29 protein-coding genes are annotated in these 23,746 nt (G+C 37.9%); 10 read left to right on the top strand and 19 right to left on the bottom strand.

Annotation, left to right across the window (positions count from 1 at the left end):
* Window positions 1-24: 24 nt before the first annotated feature.
* From safA to AC1VNJ_RS04610, 5 genes are all read right to left on the bottom strand, one after another.
* Window positions 25-648 carry a SafA/ExsA family spore coat assembly protein gene (gene safA, locus AC1VNJ_RS04630; RefSeq protein ID WP_074677042.1) on the bottom strand — a complete coding sequence of 208 codons (624 nt, stop codon included), beginning with the start codon at window positions 646-648 and terminating at the stop codon, window positions 25-27.
* A 137-nt stretch (window positions 649-785) separates the two neighbouring features.
* On the bottom strand, window positions 786-2,150 hold the full coding sequence (locus AC1VNJ_RS04625; RefSeq protein ID WP_028415084.1) for a hemolysin family protein: 1,365 nt from the start codon (window positions 2,148-2,150) through the stop codon (window positions 786-788).
* A 613-nt stretch (window positions 2,151-2,763) separates the two neighbouring features.
* Window positions 2,764-2,994, bottom strand: a complete 231-nt coding sequence (locus AC1VNJ_RS04620; RefSeq protein WP_016765278.1) for a YuzI family membrane protein — start codon at window positions 2,992-2,994, stop codon at window positions 2,764-2,766.
* A gap of 114 nt (window positions 2,995-3,108) precedes the next feature.
* Entirely contained in the window at window positions 3,109-3,828 is a 720-nt protein-coding gene (locus tag AC1VNJ_RS04615; RefSeq protein ID WP_154991787.1) for an NAD-dependent protein deacylase, read from the bottom strand.
* 12 nt (window positions 3,829-3,840) lie between these two features.
* Window positions 3,841-4,239 (bottom strand): universal stress protein, encoded by a 399-nt coding sequence (locus tag AC1VNJ_RS04610; protein ID WP_013058676.1) that lies wholly within the window; start codon window positions 4,237-4,239, stop codon window positions 3,841-3,843.
* A gap of 158 nt (window positions 4,240-4,397) precedes the next feature.
* Between AC1VNJ_RS04610 and AC1VNJ_RS04605 the strand changes: the two genes are divergently transcribed.
* On the top strand, window positions 4,398-4,541 hold the full coding sequence (locus AC1VNJ_RS04605; RefSeq protein ID WP_013058677.1) for a hypothetical protein: 144 nt from the start codon (window positions 4,398-4,400) through the stop codon (window positions 4,539-4,541).
* A 26-nt stretch (window positions 4,542-4,567) separates the two neighbouring features.
* Here AC1VNJ_RS04605 and pfkA read toward each other — a convergent pair whose 3' ends face one another.
* Window positions 4,568-5,527: a 6-phosphofructokinase gene (gene pfkA / locus AC1VNJ_RS04600; RefSeq protein WP_028415086.1), complete on the bottom strand. Its 960-nt coding sequence runs from the start codon at window positions 5,525-5,527 to the stop codon at window positions 4,568-4,570.
* 345 nt (window positions 5,528-5,872) lie between these two features.
* Here pfkA and AC1VNJ_RS04595 point away from each other — a divergent pair, with 345 nt between their 5' ends.
* Window positions 5,873-6,550 carry a C40 family peptidase gene (locus AC1VNJ_RS04595; protein ID WP_016765281.1) on the top strand — a complete coding sequence of 226 codons (678 nt, stop codon included), beginning with the start codon at window positions 5,873-5,875 and terminating at the stop codon, window positions 6,548-6,550.
* A 134-nt stretch (window positions 6,551-6,684) separates the two neighbouring features.
* Window positions 6,685-7,227, top strand: coding sequence for a 5' nucleotidase, NT5C type (locus AC1VNJ_RS04590; RefSeq protein WP_028415087.1), 543 nt, complete (start codon window positions 6,685-6,687; stop codon window positions 7,225-7,227).
* A gap of 150 nt (window positions 7,228-7,377) precedes the next feature.
* On the opposite strand, the gene AC1VNJ_RS04585 is transcribed toward AC1VNJ_RS04590, so the two are convergent.
* The 3 genes from AC1VNJ_RS04585 to AC1VNJ_RS04575 form a co-directional block, all read right to left on the bottom strand.
* Window positions 7,378-7,503 (bottom strand): hypothetical protein, encoded by a 126-nt coding sequence (locus AC1VNJ_RS04585; protein ID WP_013058681.1) that lies wholly within the window; start codon window positions 7,501-7,503, stop codon window positions 7,378-7,380.
* Window positions 7,504-8,089: 586 nt separating this feature from the next.
* Complete coding sequence (locus AC1VNJ_RS04580; protein WP_016765283.1) at window positions 8,090-8,215, bottom strand: hypothetical protein; 126 nt, start codon at window positions 8,213-8,215, stop codon at window positions 8,090-8,092.
* Between the two features lie 103 nt (window positions 8,216-8,318).
* On the bottom strand, window positions 8,319-8,723 hold the full coding sequence (locus tag AC1VNJ_RS04575; RefSeq protein ID WP_251440033.1) for a secondary thiamine-phosphate synthase enzyme YjbQ: 405 nt from the start codon (window positions 8,721-8,723) through the stop codon (window positions 8,319-8,321).
* A gap of 118 nt (window positions 8,724-8,841) precedes the next feature.
* On the opposite strand from AC1VNJ_RS04575, the gene AC1VNJ_RS04570 reads away from it, so the two are divergent.
* From AC1VNJ_RS04570 to AC1VNJ_RS04560, 3 genes are read left to right on the top strand one after another with little or no spacing between them, the layout of a single operon-like run.
* The gene (locus tag AC1VNJ_RS04570; protein ID WP_098626902.1) at window positions 8,842-10,272 is read left to right on the top strand and encodes a spore germination protein; all 1,431 of its coding nucleotides are present in this window, start codon (window positions 8,842-8,844) and stop codon (window positions 10,270-10,272) included.
* A gap of 21 nt (window positions 10,273-10,293) precedes the next feature.
* Window positions 10,294-11,397, top strand: coding sequence for a GerAB/ArcD/ProY family transporter (locus AC1VNJ_RS04565; RefSeq protein WP_034270713.1), 1,104 nt, complete (start codon window positions 10,294-10,296; stop codon window positions 11,395-11,397).
* Complete coding sequence (locus tag AC1VNJ_RS04560) at window positions 11,394-12,521, top strand: Ger(x)C family spore germination protein (protein WP_328132241.1); 1,128 nt, start codon at window positions 11,394-11,396, stop codon at window positions 12,519-12,521. The genes AC1VNJ_RS04565 and AC1VNJ_RS04560 overlap by 4 nt, the downstream gene beginning before the upstream one ends.
* 5 nt (window positions 12,522-12,526) lie before the next feature.
* Here the strand turns inward: AC1VNJ_RS04560 and AC1VNJ_RS04555 are convergent, their stop codons facing one another.
* Window positions 12,527-12,895, bottom strand: a complete 369-nt coding sequence (locus tag AC1VNJ_RS04555; protein ID WP_033579870.1) for a hypothetical protein — start codon at window positions 12,893-12,895, stop codon at window positions 12,527-12,529.
* A gap of 230 nt (window positions 12,896-13,125) precedes the next feature.
* Here AC1VNJ_RS04555 and AC1VNJ_RS04550 point away from each other — a divergent pair, with 230 nt between their 5' ends.
* Window positions 13,126-13,728, top strand: a complete 603-nt coding sequence (locus AC1VNJ_RS04550; RefSeq protein WP_013058688.1) for a DUF3885 domain-containing protein — start codon at window positions 13,126-13,128, stop codon at window positions 13,726-13,728.
* A gap of 38 nt (window positions 13,729-13,766) precedes the next feature.
* On the opposite strand, the gene AC1VNJ_RS04545 is transcribed toward AC1VNJ_RS04550, so the two are convergent.
* From AC1VNJ_RS04545 to AC1VNJ_RS04525, 5 genes are all read right to left on the bottom strand, one after another.
* Window positions 13,767-14,462 carry a hypothetical protein gene (locus tag AC1VNJ_RS04545; RefSeq protein ID WP_033579869.1) on the bottom strand — a complete coding sequence of 232 codons (696 nt, stop codon included), beginning with the start codon at window positions 14,460-14,462 and terminating at the stop codon, window positions 13,767-13,769.
* On the bottom strand, window positions 14,462-15,331 hold the full coding sequence (locus AC1VNJ_RS04540; protein ID WP_028415094.1) for an ABC transporter ATP-binding protein: 870 nt from the start codon (window positions 15,329-15,331) through the stop codon (window positions 14,462-14,464). Before AC1VNJ_RS04540 ends, AC1VNJ_RS04545 begins: the two co-directional genes overlap by 1 nt.
* Window positions 15,328-15,696, bottom strand: coding sequence for a GntR family transcriptional regulator (locus AC1VNJ_RS04535; protein ID WP_028415095.1), 369 nt, complete (start codon window positions 15,694-15,696; stop codon window positions 15,328-15,330). The genes AC1VNJ_RS04540 and AC1VNJ_RS04535 overlap by 4 nt, the downstream gene beginning before the upstream one ends.
* 105 nt (window positions 15,697-15,801) lie before the next feature.
* Entirely contained in the window at window positions 15,802-16,557 is a 756-nt protein-coding gene (locus AC1VNJ_RS04530; RefSeq protein ID WP_033579868.1) for an alpha/beta family hydrolase, read from the bottom strand.
* A 214-nt stretch (window positions 16,558-16,771) separates the two neighbouring features.
* A complete protein-coding gene (locus AC1VNJ_RS04525) occupies window positions 16,772-17,662 on the bottom strand; it encodes a YitT family protein (RefSeq protein ID WP_014458576.1) in 891 nt (296 codons plus the stop codon).
* A 260-nt stretch (window positions 17,663-17,922) separates the two neighbouring features.
* Between AC1VNJ_RS04525 and AC1VNJ_RS04520 the strand changes: the two genes are divergently transcribed.
* The 3 genes from AC1VNJ_RS04520 (at window position 17,923) to AC1VNJ_RS04510 (ending at window position 20,299) form a co-directional block, all read left to right on the top strand.
* On the top strand, window positions 17,923-18,732 hold the full coding sequence (locus AC1VNJ_RS04520; RefSeq protein WP_034270733.1) for a DUF4397 domain-containing protein: 810 nt from the start codon (window positions 17,923-17,925) through the stop codon (window positions 18,730-18,732).
* Entirely contained in the window at window positions 18,729-19,352 is a 624-nt protein-coding gene (locus AC1VNJ_RS04515; protein ID WP_028415098.1) for a class F sortase, read from the top strand. Before AC1VNJ_RS04520 ends, AC1VNJ_RS04515 begins: the two co-directional genes overlap by 4 nt.
* Before the next feature lie 128 nt (window positions 19,353-19,480).
* A complete protein-coding gene (locus AC1VNJ_RS04510) occupies window positions 19,481-20,299 on the top strand; it encodes a glycerophosphodiester phosphodiesterase family protein (protein WP_482640352.1) in 819 nt (272 codons plus the stop codon).
* Window positions 20,300-20,326: 27 nt separating this feature from the next.
* On the opposite strand, the gene AC1VNJ_RS04505 is transcribed toward AC1VNJ_RS04510, so the two are convergent.
* The 4 genes from AC1VNJ_RS04505 to AC1VNJ_RS04490 form a co-directional block, all read right to left on the bottom strand.
* Window positions 20,327-21,013 (bottom strand): hypothetical protein, encoded by a 687-nt coding sequence (locus tag AC1VNJ_RS04505; RefSeq protein ID WP_014458572.1) that lies wholly within the window; start codon window positions 21,011-21,013, stop codon window positions 20,327-20,329.
* 1 nt (window position 21,014) lies between these two features.
* The gene (locus AC1VNJ_RS04500; protein WP_033579865.1) at window positions 21,015-21,857 is read right to left on the bottom strand and encodes an ATP-binding cassette domain-containing protein; all 843 of its coding nucleotides are present in this window, start codon (window positions 21,855-21,857) and stop codon (window positions 21,015-21,017) included.
* A 119-nt stretch (window positions 21,858-21,976) separates the two neighbouring features.
* Window positions 21,977-22,486: a GNAT family N-acetyltransferase gene (locus AC1VNJ_RS04495; protein ID WP_033579864.1), complete on the bottom strand. Its 510-nt coding sequence runs from the start codon at window positions 22,484-22,486 to the stop codon at window positions 21,977-21,979.
* 35 nt (window positions 22,487-22,521) lie between these two features.
* The gene (locus AC1VNJ_RS04490) at window positions 22,522-23,727 is read right to left on the bottom strand and encodes a TolB family protein (RefSeq protein ID WP_034328202.1); all 1,206 of its coding nucleotides are present in this window, start codon (window positions 23,725-23,727) and stop codon (window positions 22,522-22,524) included.
* Window positions 23,728-23,746: the final 19 nt, after the last annotated feature.

Genomic DNA, 23,746 nt, shown 5'->3' with positions numbered 1-23,746 from the left:
AGTCAGCTTTTTTTCCTTTCTTCTTTAGTTTGAAATGAACATTTGAGTCCAGTAATGACCGTAGCTTCCGCCTTTAGCGTAACCTACTCCGATTTCGGTAAATTGACTTGATAGTATGTTTTTACGGTGACCTTCGCTATTCATCCATGCGTTAACCACTTCTTTTGGAGTTGCTTGTCCAGCAGCGATATTTTCACCTGCTGTACTGTATGTAATGCCAAATTTTTTCATCATGTCGAACGGACTTCCATACGTAGGCGATGTATGACTGAAATAATTTTTATCAATCATATCCTGCGATTTATAGCGAGCCACGCGAGCTACTTCCCAATTAGACTTTAAAGGCTTAAGCCCTACTTTAGCACGTTCTTGATTCACTAGCTGAACCACTTGCTCTTCGTATGAACTTCCCGCTTTATCTGTTGGTATGGTAATTTTTTGTCCCGGATAGATCGAATTAGGGTTTTTAATAGCAGAATTCGCTTCAATCAGCTCGGAAACACCCACCTGATATTTTACTGCTATTTTCCACATCGTATCTCCCGATTGAACGGTATGTACGGTTGCTGCTTGCGCAGTGTTATTAAGACCAAAAGCTAGAGTGACAGACAACAATGTTACTAATAAAAGTTTTGATAGAGTTTTCATACTTTTATTAAAGCAAATTGATTTCAAGATTCATAGCGGTAATATTATCCCATAGTTCCATCATATGACTTTGTCATCTTCCCTCCACACTTTCTTTATAAAAAAGACGCACTGCTCTTTCGCAATGCGCCTTCTTATTATGAAGATAAAGCCTGTGACTGGTTCATGTCCGACACATTAACCGCTTCATCCGTACTTTGATGTACCTGACGTTTTTTAATCACATCAATATATTGAATGTGATGGCCTTCCATTTTCGTAACGGTAAAATCATACTGATCAAAGCTAAGGCTTTCTCCTTGTTTGACGTCATATTTTTCCGTTAAGACCCAGCCTCCAATTGTATCAACATCCGTATCATCAATTGTCGTGCCAAGCAGCTCGTTAAGCTCACTTACTAATAATTTTCCATCTACAATATAATGATCGGGTTTGACTTTCTGAATTAATGGAAGTTCATCCGCATCAAATTCATCACGAATTTCACCGACAATTTCTTCTAAAATATCCTCTACTGTTACAATCCCTGCTGTTCCACCGTATTCATCAATTAAAATAGCCATATGGATGCGTTCACGCTGCATCTTAAGCAATAAATCATGAATAGGAATCGATTCAATTACTTCAATAACAGGACGGATATACTGTTTTAAATCTATTTTTTCCTTGCTGTTGTTCATGACAATCTCGGTTAAAATTTCTTTCATATTGACCATTCCAATAATATGGTCTTTATCTCCATCGATGACCGGATAGCGGGTAAACCGTTCTTCTTGGACCATCTCAAGGATGTATTCGACCGTATCTTCCTGGTCAATTGAAACGACTTCCGTACGCGGCACCATAATCTCCTTGGCAACGCGATCATCAAAGTCAAAAATTTTACTTACATATTTAAACTCCGATTGATTGATTTCACCGCTTTTATAGCTTTCTGATAACAAGATGCGAAGCTCTTCTTCACTGTGTGCAAGCTCATTTTCTGAAGCAGGCTTTAGACCAAATAACCCTGTTATTAAACGAGAAGAACTGTTTAATAGCCAAATGAAAGGATAGGTTACTTTATAAAAGAGTATAAGCGGACGAACAAATAATAAAGTGACTTTCTCTGCTTTTTGAATTGCAAATGTTTTCGGAGCAAGCTCTCCGACCACAACATTTATAAATGTAACAACCGCAAAAGAAATCGCAACAGATAGTACTTTTGTTAACGCTCCGCTTATCCCTAGTTGATCAAGTAATGGTGACAGGAGATGCGAAAGCGTAGGCTCTCCTAACCAACCAATTCCCAGCGCAGTAATCGTAATACCAAGCTGGCACGCAGATAAGTATTCATCTAAATTTGAAATAACTTGCTTCGCAGCTTTTGCATTGCTGCTCCCTTCTGCTATAAGCTGATCCACTTTGGAACTCCTCACGCGAATAATCGCAAACTCGGTAGCAACGAAAAAAGCAGTTAATGCAATCAGTACCGCTAGTAAAATCAAGTTAAATATGTCCAATCAAGTTCCTTAGCTCGTTTAAAAACGAGTAAGGACTCACCTCCTAAAAAATAAAAAATTTGGATAAAGAACTCTATCCCTGTACTGATCACTTGGAAAAGTGCATATAAGGAGGAATCACATGATAAATGTATAAACATTTTTATATGGAGCAAAACTGCCAGCCTTTCTTCCTTATCTCACGTTTCACTCGTTAATGTAGCAGGTCATTCTTTATTCTGCTGTTCTAGATGTGAAGCAATGGCTCACATCGCTTCATTTCATGATGTTGCTTCAGCGCTGATTCTCTCTTCCAATTCATTTATAAAAAATTTAGTAGTTTCCAATCTTTATAAAGTTAAAGTCTGTTAACGCCTTAAAAGAGCGATTATGTGATAAAGAGCGATATGCGTGAAGCAAATGTAGGTTTGTATAATACTGTATTGTACGCTTTGACACTGGTGCATATAATGCTACTTCGCCAACGTGGTACACTGCCCCATCCAATCACCTCTATTTCCGTATATCTAAAAAGATTCAGGAATAATTATCCTATTTCTTTTTAAACTTATTGACTTTATTTTAAATGTTAAAAACTTTGCAGTCAAACGTTTTAGTTAGTCTCCTGCCCTTGCTATTTACTGGTGCGGCGATTTTTAGCAGGCAAATAAAAGCTTGCTGCTACACAAAAAAAACCAAGGACAAAACAGATAATGGGGAGTTTCATACCTATCGCTTCAGCATAATAAGTGAGACTCCTTCCGTGAATAGGGACAAGATTCATTTCAAAAATCAAAGTCAAAACAGCTGTCACTTTGAGTGCAATACCAACAATGAAAAGACAAACTCTCAGGCCTCCACTCATATGCAAAAACATCCCTTCTATCCATTAGCGAATGGATGATGTACTACACCATATGATACATCCCTACACTTTATCACTAAATGCTAAAAAAGCGCTATGTCCATGCATAGACGCTTATAAATTTGCAACCACTTGTCCAATGGAATCATAGATAACCAAATCAAACAAATAATCGTAATGCGTAGGTTCTTTATTAATGATCACCATATTTGTACGATTGTACCGGCTCACAAGCAGCGGAATCTGATTAATCGGTGCTACTTCAAGCGATGAACCAAGCACGATGAATAAATCAGATGACAGCGCTGCTGTAACTGCTTCATCGAACTGATGAATGGCATCTCCAAAGAGAACAACATTTGGCTTTAAAAGGCGCTCACACGCTGTACATTGTGGAAGAGCTGACTGATTTAAATACGCTAAGTCATACTCTTTTTTACACCTCGGACAATGAGCTCTCTTAATGGAACCATGAATTTCAAAAACGTTCGTGCTTCCTGCATCTTGGTGCAGCCCATCGATATTTTGCGTAATCACATGCACGGTTTTGGCGTCTTCTAGTTCAGCAATAAAGCGATGGCCCGTATTTGCTTTATAATGATGCAGCATTTTAATATGAAAAATTTCTTTAAACAGCGGCCAAAATTCATGAGGATACTGTTCATAGAAGTCAGCAGCTACTATGTCCACAAAGCTTTTGTTTTGGCGATATAAGCCATTTTGAGAGCGAAAGTCAGGTATGCCCGACTCTGTGCTCATTCCTGCTCCCGTAAAAAAACAAATGTGTTTAGCATTATCAATGAGCTGTTTTAATTCTTTGTACTGGTTTGACATTGCATTTCTCTCCTATTTAACAATTAGCACAGGAATTGTTACTTGCTGTGCTATCTTAGAACTAACGCTTCCAAGCAGCATGCCTTTTACAGGATTTAACCCTCTGCTTCCTATTACTACAAGGTCAAATGAATTTTGATTAGCAAATTGAATCACTGTTTTAGCCGCGTCTCCGTGCATAAAGGTAATCTCATACTCCACGTTTCCTTGCTTTAAAATTTCATCCGTTGTATGTATCCGACTTTCCCGTTCCTCGTCGCGGCTAAGTGATTTTAATCTTGAATCACCTTCTACTGCATAAATAACTTGAATAAAACTGTTTTCCGTAAGCTGAGCCAGCTGAACGGCTTTTTCTGTTGCTTTAGCTGCATGCTCTGAGCCATCTGAGGCAAGTAAAATTCGTTTAAACATCACGCTTCCTCTCCTCTTTTATAAAATGGTCTTCTCTCTTTACTATATCACTCGCTGTTCAAATGTAATCATTTTTTTGATTATTTCTATAATTTTTAAAATTATTTGTCTACTTTTATGATAAACTGAAAGAAAACGTGTACAGAGGGGATGAACCAATGTTTGGTTTTGAATTAATTTGCACTTTTTGCAAAGGGCTCGGAAAGCTAGCTGTTATTCCTGGTATCGGTTACATGAAAACATGCAAACACTGTGAAGGGACAGGCATGCAATCAAAAAAAGACGAAACTCCTTCTATATAAGAAGCTTCGCCTCAGAAACACTGGGATTAAATTGAAAGTTCTTTAGATAAACGGTACATATCAGCATTGATATGGTGAGGTTCACCTAAAATTTCCATAATATCATAATCTACAATTTCATTTTTACGGATACCGATTGCACGGCCGCCCTTACCTTCTAGTAGAAGTTCGACTGCGCGACCGCCGAAACGGCTTCCTAGCACACGATCTTGAGCAGTTGGAGAACCACCGCGCTGAATGTGTCCTAATACTGTTACACGCGTTTCAATACCTGCAGCTTCATGAAGCTGCTTCGCTACTTCATTACCATTAGCTACACCTTCAGCTACTACGATAATGCTGTGCTTTTTACCGCGCTCTTGTCCTTTTCTCAAACGATCAACCATTTCTTGGAACTCATCTTTTGCTTCTGGGATAAGGATTGTTTCCGCACCGCCAGCAAGACCTGACCAAAGAGCAATGTCTCCTGCATTACGCCCCATAACTTCAATAATAAACGTACGCTCATGAGAAGTCGCCGTATCACGGATTTTATCAATTGCATCGATAACCGTATGAAGAGCCGTATCAAATCCTAATGTAAAATCTGTTCCTGGAATGTCGTTATCAATCGTTCCTGGGATGCCGATACAAGGGAAACCAAGCTCTGTTAGTTTTACAGCTCCCATATATGATCCGTCTCCACCAATAACTACTAAGCCTTCAATACCGTGCTTCTTAAGGTTTTCAATACCTTTTAAACGCCCTTCTTCTGTTTTGAATTCTGGACATCTTGCAGAATAAAGCATCGTTCCGCCGCGTTGAATGATGTCACCAACATCTCCAACTTCTAGCTTTTTAATATTTCCTTCTATTAATCCTTGATATCCTTGGAAGATACCATAAACTTCCATACCTTCATGAATTGCTTTACGCACAACAGCACGAACCGCAGGATTCATACCTGGAGAATCTCCGCCGCTTGTTAATACACCTATTCTTTTCATTACTTTCACCTCATCAAAGTCACATATATGACTACTATATTATAGTTCTACATTTTACCCGAGTTCGAACTTTTTGTGTAGTAATTCACAACATATTTCTTTGTTAAATTTTAAATGTACATACTTTTTCATATCTTTTAGTTATTTACCGTCAAATATTCAAAGTTTTTCTAGCAATATTACACATCTAAAGAACCCTTTTAATTACAGCTTTTATAAGACTATATTCACCTTTATATTTCATTTTTTTCATATATGTAATGAAATTGTAACGTAGAACACTGTCGAAAGATGATATGATGAATTTACTCAAATCAGGAAAAATTTTCAGGGGGTACTAGTTTTATGAAAAAAGTAATAGCAGCTCTTACGCTTGCTGGCGTTATTGTTTCTACTAGCCCGATTGTCAGCCAAGCGGCTCTAGGCGACCAAACGCTTCGCCAAGGCATGAATCACCAAGATGTTAAACAACTACAACAAACGTTGAAAAATAAAGGTTATTTTAAAGGGAATACGACTACATACTTTGGGACTGTTACAACTTCTGCTGTAAAATCATTTCAGCGCAAAAATGGACTAGCAGCAGATGGTATTGTCGGAAAAGGAACGTACGCTAAACTAGGCGTTTCAGCAAAGGGCAAATCGCCTTCTAGCTCAGCGCGCTATAACCCTAACGCAGTGATTAACAAAGGAAAACAGTACATGGGCGTTCGCTATCGCTGGGGCGGAACAACGCCAAGCGGCTTTGACTGCAGCGGTTTTATTGGCTATGCGTTCAAACATGGCGGCGGGGTTCAGCTTCCTCGAACAGTAGCTCAGATTTATCAAAAAGGAACGCGCGTCTCAAGTCCAAAAGCTGGAGATATTGTGTTCTTCCAAACCTATACAAAAGGGCCTTCTCATGCAGGAATTTATTTAGGAAACAACCAGTTTCTTCACTGTTCTTCATCTAAAGGTGTGAGCATCTCTTCTCTAAAAGAGAGCTATTGGAGCAAACGCTATTTAGGTGCTAAAAGAATGTAGTTTCGATAAAAAGGGCAAGCTGTGCGATTTTGATGCGGCTTGCTCTTTTTCTGCATGTAAAAGATTTGGTATAGTAGAAGCAGCGCATTGCAAAACCAAGCGTGTAGATGAATACTGTAAAGGAAGTTGAATAAATGCACACCCTTTTAATTGACATGGATTCTGTCATTTGTGATCTTATGACGGATTGGCATAACCAATATAACAAAGATTATTGCGACAGCTTATCGGTTGAAAAGTTAAAATGCTGGGAATCAGAAAAGTATGTAAAGCCGGAATGCGGCACAAAGATTTATGACTACCTCGATCAGCCGGGGCTTTTTTTACATTTACAACCTCTGCCTCATGCTGTTGAGGTTCTTAAACGACTTTATGAAAGGTTTTCCATTTTAATTGTCACAAGCAGCCGTACCTATGCTTATACAGAAAAAGAGCAGTGGGTTGAAAAACACCTTCCGTTTATCGGAAAGTACAATATCGTGTTTACACACCAAAAAGATAAAATATACGGAGACTTGCTATTTGATGATGCACCTCATAATTTGAAGGCTTTTCAAGCTACAGGCCGCCATGCTGTTGCCATGAGCTACCCGTATAACGAAGAAGTAAATGTTCCTCGCGTGGACGATTGGCTTCAGTTTGAACAGTACGTAAATACTTATTTTAACGAATGTTAATCAAAAAAACACGTAGACTTTGTCATCAGAGAATGAATGCAGTGCGTTTGTGAGCACAGCTATAAGCCTAAAAAAACCGCCTTTTGGGCGGTTTTTGACGGATAGCCCGCTAAGGGCTATCCGCTTTTTATTTAAAAAAGATATCGTTTTTTAGTACTTATCAGCTGATGAAAAAAAGTCCATAATGGCATGGATAATTTCAACGGACTGAAAAGAAAACAATGATATGGCTGTTAATGAAAAGAAACCAATCATGGCCATACGTACAAGTAACATAGACTAATCGCCTCCCTGTTTTGAACTAAATGAACGCACCCAAAACAATTCGCTATCTGTCTTTGTTTGTACGACGTTTTCGCCAAGCAAAGGCAGCTCATTCACTGCGTGTAACAATGACAATGAATCTTCATCTTTCTCTTAAAGACTAAGCGTATAGTTAGTATATCAAATGAAACTTTTTCTTCAAGGCTATACTAGCGGTAAAAAAGGAAATAGTATGAAACGATGCGTTTTATCTTTATTTCATACAATTCAGTACCCTAATATTTATTATATTAAACCTTTTAGAAAAATTGCTACTATTATATCTTTTTTATAAAAAAGATATTAAGACCTAACTAAATTATTCCAATCCAAAGACGAACAAACGAGATAAATGATCTCAACTGCTTGTTACGTTGCTGTTGATTTCCTTGTAAGACTTCGCTTTCCCCAGGAGGCTGATGAGCCTCCTCGTCTACATACATAAAATCTACGTTCACTATATCAATGAAAAAATCCGAATGCGTTGGATTCTCCAGCAAGAATCTAACTCATTCGGATCTTCTTTCAATTAAAATAATTTTGTCTCAGTCTCTTCACTTTACCGACACGTACTGTAATACTCGTTGACAATGTCTAAAATAGTTGGGTATTCTTCCACCCATGTAAAATTTGTTTTTTCGTTTTCTTTTTTTACTGTTTCTTGTTCTGCACCTATCTTTTCCATTGTTCAATCTCTCCCTTTAACTGTTATATAACATTTATATTAAACTAACTTTGTTTTATAACAATTTTCAGAAGAAAGTTGGACAATGACGTATGAAAAAAAGTTATTGTAGGGATAAAATTTTCACATAATACGTACGAGTCCTCGGTCCATCAAACTCACAAAAATAAATTCCTTGCCACGTTCCTAGCAGCAGCTGCCCATCGTGAATGATTATATGCTGAGAGGGGCCGACCGTGCTCGCTTTGAGATGTGCCGCCGTATTTCCTTCCATATGAAGATCTAACTTATGTTCCCAAGGATATACTTCATCGAAGCGTCGGATCATATCCGTTTTTACATCGGGATCCGCATTTTCATTAATTGTTATACCAGCGGTTGTATGAGGACAGTAAACAACTACAGCCCCTTCTTTTAATCCTTTTGTTCTTATTACTGCTTGTACCTGACTCGTAACGTCGATTATTTCGTCACGCTTATTCGTTTTTAACGTAAATGAATGTAGCATGCCATCATCTCTTTTCTTTACCATAACATATCTTTTCTATTCTTCCACATTTTTCGCATAACTCGTTTTTACATCGTAAACACTAAGCTCATTAACACAACAGGCGGTGAGTTTATTTATGCTTGATTCAAAATTTCAGCCCAATGCAGACTACACCGTTCAAACGTTTCTAGATTTGGTGGGTCAAAATACAGATGTTGGTTCCAAAAAATTATGGCTGTCCCCCACAAAATATATATGCATTATTTATCTCCAAGGATTAGTCGACGGAGAAAAACTTGATAATCTCACTCAGCATATTGTTGAGACCAAAGCAAAAAGTGAAACGCAAACACTCGATGACATCGATTCGTTTATTTCTGTCATTAAAGACAAAGAAGTTTATACATACAAGCAAGCGATCTCATGTTTTTTTAAAGGTCAGCCCTTGCTGTTCATTAGCGAAAGCACCACGGCATATTCGCTGAATATGTCTATGACCAAACAGCGCTCTTTAAGTGAACCTACAACAGAAAAAGTAGTGCGTGGCCCTAAAATTGCGCTTATCGAAAACTTAGATGAAAACCTTGGTCTTTTAAGGCAGCGTTCTACCGAAGAAGAAATGGTTATTGAAGACATTTACATTGGAAATACAAAGGAACATCGAACAAGTATCGTTTTTCATAATAAACACTGTCAAACTCACATCGTGAATCAAGTCCGAGAGAAATTATTAGACATTCCTTTAGATAACATTCAAGACTCAGGAATGATTGAAGAATTTTTAGAAGAAGCACCCTACTCACCGTTCCCTCAAGTGCAAAATACAGAAAGACCGGATCGGGTTCTCGCCGCGGTGAATGAAGGGCGAGTAGCCATTTTAGTAGATGGCTCTCCTTTTGCTCTTTTAGTGCCTACAACTTTCGATATGATTATGAAATCACCCGATGATTATTACGAAAGATGGATAGCGGGTTCATTGCTAAGATTACTAAGGTACTTGTCTATTTTTATTACCCTATTCTTTTCAGCTATTTATATTTCACTCGTTTCGTTTAACCAAGGTCTGCTTCCGACGGAGCTAGCTATTACTATTGCGGCTACACGAGAAAACGTTCCTTTTTCTCCTTTTATAGAAGCAGTGGTCATGGAAGTGACGCTTGAATTGTTGCGCGAAGCCGGGCTGCGTCTCCCTACTCCTGTCGGACAAACAGTTGGACTTGTAGGCGGAGTTGTGATTGGTCAAGCAGCGGTGGAAGCCCATATCGTTAGCTCTGTGATGATTATTGTTGTATCCGTATCGGCAATTGCGTCCTTTACTGTTCCTCAGTACGGAATTGGCCTTTCGTTTCGAATTTTGCGTTTCGTATCTATGATGATTGCAGCAATCTTTGGATTATACGGAGTTACCATGTTTTTCCTTGTTCTTGTCATTCATCTAACCAAGCTCGAAAGTTTTGGTATGGCTTACTTCAAACCGTTTTTTGCGTTAAATAAAAAAGCGTGGAAAGACTCTTATATTCGTCTGCCAAACAAAAGTCTAAAACAGTCTAAAAATAAAGCGAAATAAAACTGACAAAAGGAGGACCATATGGAACAATCACAGTCACAATCAAGCAAGCTTCTTTCAGACTTTTATGCCATTTCAATTATCTCTTCAACCATGCTTGGCGTCGGTTTATTAACACTGCCAAGCAGCATTACAAACCAGACAAATAATGCAGACGGATGGATTGTACTTATTATGGACGGCCTTTTGTTTATTGGAATTGTTCTTTTTTTAGTCTGGATGGTTAAGTATTTTGCAATTAGCTGTATGTTTGATTTCACGCAAGAAGTAACCGGTAAGCTGATTGGAAATATCTTCAACTTCGCCATAGTCGTTTATTTCACATCTGTAGCAAGTTTTGAAGTAAGAGCTATGGCAGAAATGATTCATTTTTATTTACTGGAAACGATGCCCATTGAGTTAATTATCCTTTCGTTTATTTTGACAGGCGTCTATCTAATCACTGGCGGTATCAATTCTATCGGAAAAGTAATGGCGCTATGTTTTCCTGTAACGGTCATCATTCTTCTTATCTTATATCTTCTTAGTATCGGAATGGTCGATTTAAAAAACTTACAGCCCGTTTTAGCCGATGGATTCAGCCCGCTTCTTTCTGCCTTTACAACCGTCTCTGTTTCTTTTTTAGGAATTGAAACGATTGTCTTTCTTCCAAAGCATATGAAAAACAAAAATCATTTACGAAAAGTTTCTATCATCGGATTTTCCATTCCTTTGCTTTTATATATTATCACTTACGTATTAGTTGTCGGCGCGTTATCCGTTCCGGAGGTAAAAACGACCGTCTGGCCTACGATTGAATTTGTTCAGACACATGAAGTAAAAGGAATTTTCTTTGAGAGGCTTGAATTATTTTTACTTATTGTCTGGCTTCTTCAGTTTTTTTTAACTTTTGTAATGTATTTCTTTTTAGCTGTTTCAGGATTTAAAAAGATTTTCAAAAACCGGTCAACTACTAATATTATCTTTCTTGTACCCGTTTTATTTATGAGCTCTTTAGCGCCCAAAACAGCAAGCGACGTGTCGAATTATTCAACTGTTCTAGGCTGGGCATTTTTAGTAACATTTTTGGTTATCCCTCTTTTTTTCAGCATGTTAATGAAAATAAAAAAGGTTGTGTTCAAATGACGAAAAAATGTCTTCCTGTCATAATGACCATTTTTTTATTGTGTGGCTGTACAAATCATCGAAACATTGAACAACTTGCTCTTGTTATAGGAGTGGCAATGGATATTACATCGAAAATCGAACCAAAAACAGGAAAAAACCAGCTTGTGCTGACTCATCAAACGTTAACCGAAACGGAATCCGGAAATATGTCTTCTTCCATTCCATACAAAAACATTACAACAGCCGGCCCTACCATTCATGAAATCACACGAAATATTTCGCTGAAATCTGACCCTATATACAGCCAGCATCAGCGAGCACTTTTAATAGGAGAAAAAGCGAGCAAGACAATCCCTCTTGATGCGCTTATTAATCAGTTTGTACGTGATAACGAGATACGGCGCAGCAGCCTTGCGTTTGTTACAAAAGGCGATGCTAAAAACGTTTTAACGATTCAAGGAATGTCTGTGCCTCCAGTCAACTTAATTTACGAGCTTGTTTACAATAAATTCAAAACGAATAAAATTCTAAATCCCTTAACTATGGGAGAGCTATCTGCTAAGTTAAAAACAGATCAAAGCTTTTTAATACAGCGGCTTTCTAAAATAAAAAACAGCGTTGAAATAGACGGCGCGGCAATTATAAAAGATAAAAAAGCAAAATTCATCTTAACTCAGCACCAAGTAGAGGCTTTAACGTGGTTAACGGGGAATATTAAAGGCGGAATTATTTACGGCAAACACGGTCCATATCCCTTTTCCTATGAAATCGGAGATGTTCAGCAAGATGTGAAGGCCCGCATTGATTCAAATCACTCCGTTCATTTTGACATCAACGTTCAAACAAGCGGCAGGCTATCAGAAGATTGGGAGACTTCAAAACAGGCTCTTGCCGCCTCTAATGTAAAGAACACCGAAAAAAAAATAGAAAAAATTATTCGAAAAGACGCGAAAAAAACACTTCGCTTATTACAAAATAATTACAAAGCTGATGTGATTGACCTGCATGATTACGTACGAATTCATCATCCTCATTTTTGGAAAAAACATCAGCATGAATGGGATGAAATATTTAGCCAGTCGACCATCGACTATCATATTGATGTTCAAATTAAAGATTTTGGTACACAGGGCAGAGATTAGTCTTATTACTCAACGCCAGCTTCAGTCAGCTCTTTTTTCTTTAGTTCCATAATCGTGAACTTATCGGTATAGTTTTTGCTGACGAACAGCTGGCGTTCATCATCGTTATTAAAATAAAACTTTTTATCGTCTTGATATTGAAAATTCACTTTTTTCTTTTTCATTTGTTTAATAAACGTTAAATAGTCATTTGAATGAATGAGGTACCTCTTAGGCTTATCAGATATTTGAACAACATCTTCACCTGAAGACTTTAATTTTACAATACTCCATGCAATGGGAAGAGGATTACCTTCTTGAAAGATCGTTTTGTGAAAAATAAGCACAAAGAAAGCAGCTGTAACAATTGAAATAAGAACAAGCTGTTTTTTCACCGTCTATCACCCTTTCTTCACGTCGTTACTACGTTAAGTAATACGACAGGCGTATGAAAAAACCTGTTCATCCGCAAAGGTTGTGTAAAGAAATAATGCAAAATCAACAAAATATAACAGTTTGGTTACCTTTTGATTAAATAACATTACTTCTTTACAAATTTAGCTAATCACGTGATAGACTAAATTCAACATATTAAGTCAGGACTAAACTAAATGAGGTGTTGCGTATGACCACAATGCGGCTTCAATCATACTTAACAACAATGTTTCCAAATGTTCAAATGAAAAGACCTCTTTTTTATAACGCGCCCGCGGGTATTCGCTTTACGCTTACCAATCAAAAAGGCGTATGGGAACGAGAATACATGAAAAATGTGTACGCACGCGCTTACGAAATTTTTGAGACACTCCATGAAAAAAATGATGAGCTGCTGCTTGTTTTCAAAGCGAATGCTGCACAGGATGATTTACTTTTAAAAAAGAAAAAAGAAACAGCTATTAAAAAATTCATCCGCTCTCGCCTGAAGAAACAAGAAGTTCAATCCGTAGCATTATTAAATAACGCTGAGTATATTATTGCCTGTAAAACAAATGATGTGAAAGAAAAGCTTCTTTTGCAATCAATTGCCAACCGTGATCTTCATATTCATCCGGCTATTGAAGAAGAGTGTTACATTGTGAATTTGAATAAAGAAACCATCTTCCACCTATACGACGAGCGCGGCCTGGACATCGTATCAAACAATCAGTCTTCTCTTCAACTGCTTCAGCAAAAGTTTCACGACTGGATTCTAGATATTGATGCAGCTTGTTCAAAAAAAGTACAGTAAAAAAGCAATCATTCAGTAAAGGAATGATTGCTTTTTTATTAGGCTTGATGGACAGGAGACGCTTTTTTTAAAAACAGCCAGTTGATAAGAAAGAGTAGGAAGCTTACGATAACCATTGTTCCGAATGTAAGCAATAACGACCCGCTCGAAAAGCTTTTTATAAAATGAATAATCGGCTCTTTTGTTACTGGAATTGTGAACAGTAACACCAGAACAGCACCGCTGATCATCCCTCCTGTTTGCCCGAATTTGTAGACAATGCTGCCAAGCAAACACGCGGCTGCTGTAATAAAAAAGATAAAGACAGCGTCCGTTAAAAAGTGAACAGCGAGAGTAGGATCATGGAAGATAAAATCACTTGCATAATAAAGCTGAACATTCATTAAATTCAAACTATTAATCACCTTCATTGAAATGCTCATGATGACAACATTGATAAAAGACATTACAATTGCAAATAGAGCAAAAACACAGGTCATCGTTGAAAGATATGCTTTACGAGTAGCTCCTAACTTTAAGCAAAAGGAAAAACTTTTTCGAATGATAATAAAACTGACAATACCTGAAAAGATATACTGCGGCATACTTGTTACTAACAGAAGATGCTCATTCACCTGACTGAACACTAAAATATCTACTGCAACAAAAGCTAGCAGAATCGTCCAAAAGCGAATCATTAAATACTTTAGTTCAACGTAGAGCGAATAACTAATGGCTGCAAACTGTCCTTTCATTACGCTACACCTCCACGATTGGCTGTAAGATAAATCATAATATCCTGTATGTGAACGGCTTCTACATGAAACGAACTGTCGACAAGTTCTTCAGCATAAATATCTTCATTAAACAGCACTATTTTTTTCTCTCCCCCGAATACTTGTTCATGGATGACTTGCTTTCCTTTTTCATATTCTTCAATTTGACTTTTAGGTCCTTTCACACTTACACAGCGCTGCTGCAAATTTTCTGCTGTATCCTGAAGAATCAGCTTTCCTTTTTGCATAATAAGTACTTCTTCAAACAAATTACTTACTTCATCAATTAAGTGCGTTGAAATAATGAACGTGCGTGGATATTCTTCATATTCATCCAATAAAAGCTCATAAAAGCGGGCTCGCATCGCAGCATCAAGTCCAATATAAGGTTCATCAAAAATTGTGATGCTTGTGCGAGAAGATAACCCAACAATAATTCCTAACGCTGATTCCATACCTTTAGACAATGCTTTCACTTTCCTATTACAATCTAAATCGAACTCTTCCATAAGCCTCTCAGCAGCTTCCTGGCTCCAATAAGGATAAAAAAAGGAGGCAATTTTTAGCACGTCTTTGACTTTTAATGTTTTTTTGAAATTTCCGCTTTCGTTAATTAAGCAGATGTTTTGTAGAACAGAGCGGTTTTCAAACGGAGATTGATTTCCCACTTTTACCTCTCCTGTTGTAACTGGAATATGTCCGGCTACAATTTGCATCAGAGTCGTTTTACCCGCTCCGTTTCTACCTAGCAGTCCGTATATTTTATTTTGTGCTAGCGTAAGTGAAATATCCTTTAACACTTGCTTAGATCCGTAGCATTTATTTAACAGCTGCGCTTCTATATTCATTCTATTTCCCCCTTGTCTAACAGCTCTTTTAACTCGGTTACCGTAATTCCTAAATGCTGTGCTTCTTTTTTCAGCGGAACGATAAAACGGTTATAAAATTCTTCTTTTCTTTGTGTAAGCAACACTTCTTTGGCACCCGCACATACAAACATCCCGATCCCTCTCTTTTTATACAATATTCCGTGGTCAACTAGCTGATTAATTCCTTTAGCTGCCGTTGCAGGGTTAATGCGATACATTTTGGCAAATTCATTCGTAGACGGTACTCTTTCTTCTTCTGGAAAAGCATCATTTAAAATATTCTCTTCGATGGTTTCTTTGATTTGTTGAAAAATTGGTCGCTGATGATCTAATGATTGTTTCATTTTGACTACCTCACTTAAGTGGTTCATTACTCATGTAACTAACTATATAACTAACTGGTTATTTTTTCAAGTATTATTTCCAAAAAAAGAAAAAAAGTCCGTCAGTTAGTTACTGACGGACTTTTTCATTTGACTGTTTAACCACTTGACCGTTCTTTTTACTAGCTCATCCTGCTGCTCTTTAGGAGAAATACTGGCTTTGTTGTCGCCTTTTTGTTTCCCGTACATTCCAAACTGTGCGTGATTAGCTCCTTTTACTTGGACCAGCTCCGTATTTTTTGAAAGTAAATGCTTGGTTTCTTTAATTTTTTCAGGGGTCGACAAACCATCTTTCTCACCGGTTAAAGACAAAATAGGGTAAGTGGAGGTTGAAAAATCATTTTTATTCATCGGATACGATGCTAAAAGAACTAAGCCTTTTATTGAGTTTTGATGATCATACGCATAAGACGCTGCACTCACTCCTCCAAGGGAATGCCCTCCGATAAACCATGCGGCAATCTTCGGGTAGCTCTTCACAATATCCGTCGCTTTATTTTGACTAAAGAAGCTCATATTAAACGGAGAATCTACAACAGCAACAAGATATCCTTCATTTGCAATTTGCTGAGCATAATAGCCATATGCTAACGGCTCTACTTTAGCACCTTGATAAATAATATAGCCGGCCTTTATCTCTTTGTTCGTTTGAGGCTTAAATACGTAATAATCGTCTTTTTTCACTACTTTTTTCTCATCTACCAGTGAGTGAAGCTGTTTTGAAGGTTCATAATCAAAACCCGACCATATAACAAAAAAAGCCGCGGTTACTGCAACAAGAACGGCAAGACTGACTCCTAGTATTTTTAACGTTTTTTTCATGTCACTCCCTCTTTCTGTTTTTTTACTATGTACTCTTTTTATATCTTTTAGACATTTTACATGTTTGTTTCAAAGACATACAAGAAAAAAGAGGGGCTCAATATGCATGAAGCAGCAAAAGTAACGTAAACCATTACAAACAATCAAGCAGAGAAAGCTAAAAATTCGGCTGTAAGCTATAATAAGGGGCAGTCTCATTAGCAGACAACCTTCATTAATGAATATCTCGTTTCTTAAACCTTCCTCCCCTGACTTCAGCAATAGCTGCTACAGCAAAAAAAGCAGATGGATCTATCTCATCGATAATTGCTTTTAACTTTGCTTCTTCAAGCCTGGTAATAACACAAAAAATCACTTTTTTATCATCTCCCGTATACGCACCTTCCCCGTTTAAATACGTGACACCTCTCCCTAAACGAGCAAGGATTGCTTCACCAATTTGTTCATATTGTTCGCTAATAATCCAAGCTGACTTGGACTCATCTAAACCTTGAATCACAATGTCAATCGTTTTAAAAGCAATGAAGTAAGCCATTAAAGAATACATAGCGCGGTCCCAGCCAAATACAAAACCGGCACTTCCCAAAATAAATAAATTAAAAAACATAATCGTCTCACCTACGGAGAACGGCGTACGCTTATTAAATAAAATAGCTAATATCTCGGTTCCGTCTAAAGAACCTCCGTATCGAATAACAATTCCTACTCCCACACCGAGAACAATTCCGCCAAACACAGTTGCTAAAAGAGGGTCGTCTGTTAAGACCGGCAAGTCGTGAAAAATAGAGGTAGCAATGGATAGAATGATAACACCTAATAGCGTAGATAGCGCAAATGTTTTTCCAATTTGCTTGTATCCAATAAAAAAGAATGGAAGATTTAATACGAAGATATAAAAGCCGATTTGAACATCCGTTAAGTGGGATAAAATAATAGATATACCTACAATTCCACCGTCAATAACCTCATTAGGGACAAGAAAAAATTCTAGCCCGACGGCCATTAAAAGGGCCCCCACTAAAATAAATAGCATACGCTTTACAATCATTTTAGCTGATAGCGAACGATGAACAACCTTTTTTATTTCATGATTCGTTTGCAGCACATAACTTCCCCTCCTTTTTGTGATAGAGACATCAATTACTAACTAAACGCTCTATTTTAATATTATCACAAAATTCAAACTATTTATCTGCTCTTTTACAAAAATTTCATCTAATGAAATAAATTATGCATATATTGGATAAAATTGTAGATGATAACAAGTGAATAAATGCCCGAGTACGTTCAAAAGTGAATGCACCCCGACCACTTTTCATACGGGATTAACAGGACAAACTTAGATTAAAAGGAGAGTAAAACGTTATGAACCGTGTAAAGATTATTGCTGCTTCTTTACTCGCAGTTTTATTGCTAGCTTTTTCAGATAATTTCACTTCTGCAGCTGTGCAGGAGGCAATGATACGAGTTGTGCATGCATCACCTGATGCACCTGAAGTAGATATATATGTGGACAATCAAAGCATCGTAGTCGGCGCATCGTTTAAAGATGTGACAGATTACCTTAAGGTACCTGCGGGGTCTCATAAAGTAGAGGTATATGCTATAGGTACAAAAGGAAAAGAAAAACCTGTCATTTCCACTAATGTAACCGTCGAAGCAAACAAAGCCTATACCCTTGCTGCTATTAACCAAGTTGCACACTTAGAATTAAAAGTAGCTCAAGATGATATGAACGTAGCTAAAGGAAAGAGTAAAATCCGAATTGCTCACTTTTCTCCAGATGCTCCCGCTGTTAATGTAGGTATTAATCACGGCCCTGCTTTGTTTAAAGACACTGCTTTTAAACAAATGACAAATTATTCTGAAGTAAATGCCGGAACTTATGATTTAACCATCGCAACTAGTCAAGACAATAAAAAAATACTGGAAATTCCAAACCTTAATTTAGAAGCCAACACGGTCTACACGGTGCTCGCTATTAACAAAGCCGACAGCCTTGAAACGCTGTTATTAAAAGATAATACCGCTATGCCTTCCGAAATGCCAAAAACCGGTATGGGCGGTGCTTCAGAGGATAATTATAATTCAATTGTGCCGGTTCTTACTTTATTGGGAATTGGAGCGGTCGCTATATTTGTTGTTCGTCGTCACAGAGGATACGAAAGCGAATGAAATGGATAGGAGGGGTTTTCACCTTTTCTTTTATACTATTCATGAGCAGCTGGTTTGCCCAATCAGCATTTGCAAACAGCTCGACGGATTTTGTTGTGAAGATGGCTGAAACAAAATCGGCTCAATCCTTGAAATCTTCAGGGACCGCTTCTACACCTCTTCCATCTCAGCTTATTATTCCGAAGCTTCATATCAAGGCTTTTATAAAAGGAATGGGCCTTACTAATCAAGGTGAAATGAGCGTTCCTGATAATGGTCATGATGTAGCATGGTTTAAGCTTGGAGCAAGACCCGGAGAGGAAGGAAATGCGGTCATTGCAGGACATGTTGATGACCAAAAAGGACCCGCTATCTTCTATCATCTCGACAAGCTCACAAAAGGAGATGAAATTTTTGTAACCGATCAGCAAGGTCAGCAGCTGGCCTTTGTTGTTACCAATAAAGCTTCTTACCCCCGAGAGTCTGCTCCTATCAGAGAGATTTTTGGTCCAACTTTTCAACACCAGCTTAATTTAATCACCTGTACGGGAACATTTGATCATAAACAGAAAACTCATGAGCGCAGACTCGTTATTTATACAAGCCTCCGCCCGGAAAAAACAGCCGATGTTTCTCACTAAACATCGGCCTTTATTACTTTTAATTACACACTGGTTCGTTTTATTTAAATATTTACACAGCCTTAATATGAACACAACATCTCGCTGGTAAACTAATGCACGACCCCTCAATAAAAAGGAGTTTTGATATGAGACGAAAATGGTGGTTTGTAAGCTCACTCACTTTTTGTTTATGCGGTATTTTTATGTTTATACATACGCAGGCAGCTTCTACTCAAGCAGAAACAGTAGCCATTATTGCTCATCGAGGCGCATCAGGATATGAGCCAGAGCATACGATGCAATCTTATCTCGCTGCCGTACAGCAAAAAGCGGATTACATTGAACTTGATCTTCACATGTCTAAAGATCAGCAGCTTGTAGCCATTCATGACTACAAAGTTGACCGCACGACAAATGGAACAGGATATGTAAAACAGTATACAGTGAAGCAGCTTCAGAGTTTGAACGCAGGAAAAGGTCCTAAAAAAGCCGTCATTCCAACTTTAGAAGAAATATTCCGTAAGTTTGGCAATCGAACAAACTATTATATTGAAACAAAATCTCCTCATGAATATCCAGGTATGGAAAAAGAATTGTTAACGCTGATGGCTAAGTACAACATTCATACCAATCACGTCATTGTACAATCATTTAGTCCTGAAAGCTTAAAAACCGTCCATCGATACCGACCTACTATGAAACTAATTCAACTGATTCGTTCCAAGCAAACCAATATGTTAACAGATCAGCAGTTCAGACAAATTAAAACATACGCGAACGGCATCGGTCCTAACGCAAGCACGCTGACAAAACCATATGTACAAAAAGCTCGCTCGTATGATTTAGACGTCCACCCGTATACAGTAAATGATGAAAAACAAATGAGAACACTTATCGAGTGGGGCGTAACCGGCATGTTTACTAATTACCCGGATCGTCTTTATAACGTGCTTCATAAAAAATAAACACTTGCCGCGGCAAGTGTTTATTTTTTATACATCTCTTCTATTCGCTCGCCACAAGTACAGGCTAATTAATGCTATGGCATAAAGCAAAGCCCAGCCAAACACCAAAAATTTATTTAATCCTTCGTTAATAAATTGAATGATTGCAGATACGGGCGGCAGTACATACAGCAGCAGTCCGCCTCCTTGATACGGAAATGAAACGCCTGCCGCTGCAAGCGTAACGATTAAAATAAATAGAGGTCCAAACCACGATAAGCTGCCTTCTCTTACAACATCTCTTGTGAAAACAAGACCTATGCTCATACCAAGCAAACTAAACGTCCAGTGAATAATAAACCCAAACACCATTTGCTTAGTGGATATATCCACTTCAAACATATCAAGCAGCACGGGATAGGCAATTGAAACCGCTGATAAAAACGTAAACAGCAGCATACAGCTAATAAGCTTGCTTATAAAGTACTTGTTCTTTTTCCCTACATGAAGTTTTGTAATAACTTCTTGACTGGAATCTTCCGCGTGAAACAGCGACATTGTAAACCAAGTGGTTAGAAAAAAGAGGAAAAGCGCCGTATTAAAAAAGCTATCAAGCACCGGGTTCGGTCTATATGTATAGTTCATACACAGCGAAATAATATAAAGTGCAAGCGGCGGAATATATCGATACGATTTAATATATGTAATAAAATGATAGCGAATCAATGCACCCATCTTAAATTTCTTCCCTTTCCATATGATATAGCTTTACAACTTCACCTTGAACAGCAAGTAATTCTGCAAGAAACTCGTTTACATATTTTTTATCTATATAAAAAATCCAGTAGTTTCCGTGCTGTTCAATTTTCGTGCACTTTTCTTTTAATAAACGAAGTGGCTTATTAAGAATCACATTTGCCTCAATAACCGTTAAATGCTCAATGAGTTGAACGCGCTCATTTTTTAAAATGCGCTGTGACCCAATAGTGATAACACGATCTGCTACAGCATGTATGAGCCTTTCTTCATGACACGTAAATACAATGGTCATCCCTCGTTCTTTTAGCTTTGTAAAAATTCGTTCTACTTCTAGCTGAGCACGCGCATCTAATCCTGATAGAGGTTCATCAAGCAATAGCAGCTTAGAAGAACTCAGCAGTGCTTGCATCATGTTGACTTTTTGCTTCATTCCTTTTGAAAAAGAAACGATTTCTTCATGTCTAAACTCTACCATTTCGAAAGTTTCGAGCAGCTCTTCAATTCTAGAGCTGCGCTTTTTCTTAGACAATCCTTGAATTCGTCCCATGTGCTGCAAATAACCTGCTAGGGTAAAACGCAGCTCCTGAGGAAATTGCTCTACCACAAATCCAGGCGTACCGGTTTCTTTATCAAGGTGAATTGTTCCTTTAGTCGGTTTAGATAATCCGCCAATTAGCTTTAAAAACGTACTTTTTCCCGCCCCGTTTTTTCCAACAATCGCAACAGTCTCTCCTTTATAAAGGGTCGTATGAATGTTTTCTAATACGGTATGTTTTTTGTATACTTTTGCAACATTTTTTAATTCAATCAGTTTTTCCATCCGCTGCCTCGCCTCTCCATAATCCTATATGTTAAATCATAGCATATTTATGGGGAATGTGCTTCCATCTCTATACGTTTCAGCTAAATTTTTCCCGTACAAAAAAGCCTTTGATATGGTCAAAGGCTTTTTATAGACAATACCATATGCTCTTCATCAATAAATTCACCATCTACTTGAAGAGCTCTTTTTTCATACGCATAAGAAGTAAAACCGAGGCTTTTGTATAGGGCTTTTGCCCCTTCATTTTTAGCAGCGACAGCTAGGTAGATTTGCAAAACATTCGTTTTGGAAAAAGCTTGTTCAACAGCGGCTTTTAACAGCTTCTTCCCAAGACCTTTCCCCCTTGCTTCAGGGGCTACGTACATGCCCCAAATATCTCCTTTATGCTGAACTTTTAAAGGCTTTTGCTGCTGAAACCCTACAATCCCTACAAGCTGGCTTTCCATAAAAGCTCCTACTACAAATTCTGATTGGCTGCTTGGAAAATAATTTCTGATATCAGCAATTTCTTTTTCATATTCTTCTTCATAACTTAAAATAAAACTTTCGGGATGATCTTTTAAAGCACGAAGACGGAGTTCAAAGTACACGTCAGCGTCTTCTTTTGCCAACAATCGTATATTCATCTTTTCACCTTAGTTTCTTATGTTTTAATTAGCTATTAAGGACTGTACACGCTAAATACTTCATTCCACCGATACAGCTCATAATAATTTCCCGGCAGGTCTAAATCTGAAATGAGTACCTTGTCATTTTTCGTATCTTTTACGCGTGTTAAAAGATTTGCTTGTTTTCGATTTGTACGAATCCACATCGTTTGATTCGTTGCTTTATGATAAACAGGCGCGTAATCGCCTAAGCCTTTTTGCGGAAATGTGAACTGACTTTGCTTATTGGTCTTTACATTCATGCTATATAAAAAAGGCAGCGGCCTCTTTTTTTCATCATTCGACCACCCTGCTTCGGGCACACGTGAAATGATGATGTTATCTTTTTCTGTCCAAGTGAAATCCCAATCTGCGAAGCCTTTTGGCGTAAACACATGTTCTTTAAAAACGGGCATCTCTTTTAAAGTGAACTTTTTATTTTCGGTGGCAAATCTTCCTTCTCCATTAATAAATGCCAGTACTTGCTCTTCATTACTCCACTTAAACCAATTGGGTACATTAAGCATATCTCCCACCACTTGAAAAGCTTTTCCTTCTTTTGTAATGATGCACAGCTTATTTGCATCTGCAGACATCGAAGCCGTTGGAATAGCGATAAAACTAATCCATTGACCGTTAGGAGACCATTTAAAGCTGCTTGTTGTATACGCAAAAAATGAATCATTTTCTGCTGGCAGCGTCGTAAAAGCCTCTACTTTTTTCACATCTAACCCTGCATATTTGCTCACTGTATATAGCTTTACCGGTCCCCATCCCGTGGGCGCCAGCGCAGCAGCTGACGTAATTAAAAATCGATCTCCTTCCGGAAACCATGAAAACTGATCAACTCCTATGGCTACACGCTTCTTTTCATGCGTTTTAACGTTGTAATATACTAAGATTCCATTCGAAATATACGCAAGCTCCTCGGCAACCGGTGACCATTGATAATGAGTCACATCATGTTCAACAAGCAGCGGTTTTCCTTTTAACGGTGCAATCATTAAAGAATCATTTTCTGCATACGCAACTATATCTCCATGTGATGACCATTGAGGCATAGAGGCATGACGGGCATAGGATAACTGCCTTTCGGTACCGTTATCATATACCCATAGGTTTCCTTGCCGTATAAAACTGACCTTCACTGTATTGGCAGCATTTATTTGCATAGGGAACAACATAAGAAAAAGCAGACATAACGCTATTTTTTTCACCATGTTCACTCCTGTCTTTTTT

Source organism: Priestia sp. 3CA3 (assembly GCF_056836725.1).
Note: the sequence above shows the minus strand (reverse complement) of the source record. Positions and strands in the feature narration are given on the sequence as shown.

Coding starts and splice junctions, on each gene's coding strand:
- safA (WP_074677042.1), bottom strand. CDS start 648: ATGAAAACTCTATCAAAACTTTTATTAGTAACATTGTTGTCTGTCACT.
- AC1VNJ_RS04620 (WP_016765278.1), bottom strand. CDS start 2,994: ATGAGTGGAGGCCTGAGAGTTTGTCTTTTCATTGTTGGTATTGCACTC.
- AC1VNJ_RS04615 (WP_154991787.1), bottom strand. CDS start 3,828: ATGTCAAACCAGTACAAAGAATTAAAACAGCTCATTGATAATGCTAAA.
- AC1VNJ_RS04610 (WP_013058676.1), bottom strand. CDS start 4,239: ATGTTTAAACGAATTTTACTTGCCTCAGATGGCTCAGAGCATGCAGCT.
- AC1VNJ_RS04605 (WP_013058677.1), top strand. CDS start 4,398: ATGTTTGGTTTTGAATTAATTTGCACTTTTTGCAAAGGGCTCGGAAAG.
- pfkA (WP_028415086.1), bottom strand. CDS start 5,527: ATGAAAAGAATAGGTGTATTAACAAGCGGCGGAGATTCTCCAGGTATG.
- AC1VNJ_RS04595 (WP_016765281.1), top strand. CDS start 5,873: ATGAAAAAAGTAATAGCAGCTCTTACGCTTGCTGGCGTTATTGTTTCT.
- AC1VNJ_RS04590 (WP_028415087.1), top strand. CDS start 6,685: ATGCACACCCTTTTAATTGACATGGATTCTGTCATTTGTGATCTTATG.
- AC1VNJ_RS04585 (WP_013058681.1), bottom strand. CDS start 7,503: ATGTTACTTGTACGTATGGCCATGATTGGTTTCTTTTCATTAACAGCC.
- AC1VNJ_RS04580 (WP_016765283.1), bottom strand. CDS start 8,215: ATGGAAAAGATAGGTGCAGAACAAGAAACAGTAAAAAAAGAAAACGAA.
- AC1VNJ_RS04575 (WP_251440033.1), bottom strand. CDS start 8,723: ATGCTACATTCATTTACGTTAAAAACGAATAAGCGTGACGAAATAATC.
- AC1VNJ_RS04570 (WP_098626902.1), top strand. CDS start 8,842: ATGCTTGATTCAAAATTTCAGCCCAATGCAGACTACACCGTTCAAACG.
- AC1VNJ_RS04565 (WP_034270713.1), top strand. CDS start 10,294: ATGGAACAATCACAGTCACAATCAAGCAAGCTTCTTTCAGACTTTTAT.
- AC1VNJ_RS04560 (WP_328132241.1), top strand. CDS start 11,394: ATGACGAAAAAATGTCTTCCTGTCATAATGACCATTTTTTTATTGTGT.
- AC1VNJ_RS04550 (WP_013058688.1), top strand. CDS start 13,126: ATGACCACAATGCGGCTTCAATCATACTTAACAACAATGTTTCCAAAT.
- AC1VNJ_RS04545 (WP_033579869.1), bottom strand. CDS start 14,462: ATGAAAGGACAGTTTGCAGCCATTAGTTATTCGCTCTACGTTGAACTA.
- AC1VNJ_RS04540 (WP_028415094.1), bottom strand. CDS start 15,331: ATGAATATAGAAGCGCAGCTGTTAAATAAATGCTACGGATCTAAGCAA.
- AC1VNJ_RS04535 (WP_028415095.1), bottom strand. CDS start 15,696: ATGAAACAATCATTAGATCATCAGCGACCAATTTTTCAACAAATCAAA.
- AC1VNJ_RS04530 (WP_033579868.1), bottom strand. CDS start 16,557: ATGAAAAAAACGTTAAAAATACTAGGAGTCAGTCTTGCCGTTCTTGTT.
- AC1VNJ_RS04520 (WP_034270733.1), top strand. CDS start 17,923: ATGAACCGTGTAAAGATTATTGCTGCTTCTTTACTCGCAGTTTTATTG.
- AC1VNJ_RS04515 (WP_028415098.1), top strand. CDS start 18,729: ATGAAATGGATAGGAGGGGTTTTCACCTTTTCTTTTATACTATTCATG.
- AC1VNJ_RS04510 (WP_482640352.1), top strand. CDS start 19,481: ATGAGACGAAAATGGTGGTTTGTAAGCTCACTCACTTTTTGTTTATGC.
- AC1VNJ_RS04505 (WP_014458572.1), bottom strand. CDS start 21,013: ATGGGTGCATTGATTCGCTATCATTTTATTACATATATTAAATCGTAT.
- AC1VNJ_RS04500 (WP_033579865.1), bottom strand. CDS start 21,857: ATGGAAAAACTGATTGAATTAAAAAATGTTGCAAAAGTATACAAAAAA.
- AC1VNJ_RS04495 (WP_033579864.1), bottom strand. CDS start 22,486: ATGAATATACGATTGTTGGCAAAAGAAGACGCTGACGTGTACTTTGAA.
- AC1VNJ_RS04490 (WP_034328202.1), bottom strand. CDS start 23,727: ATGGTGAAAAAAATAGCGTTATGTCTGCTTTTTCTTATGTTGTTCCCT.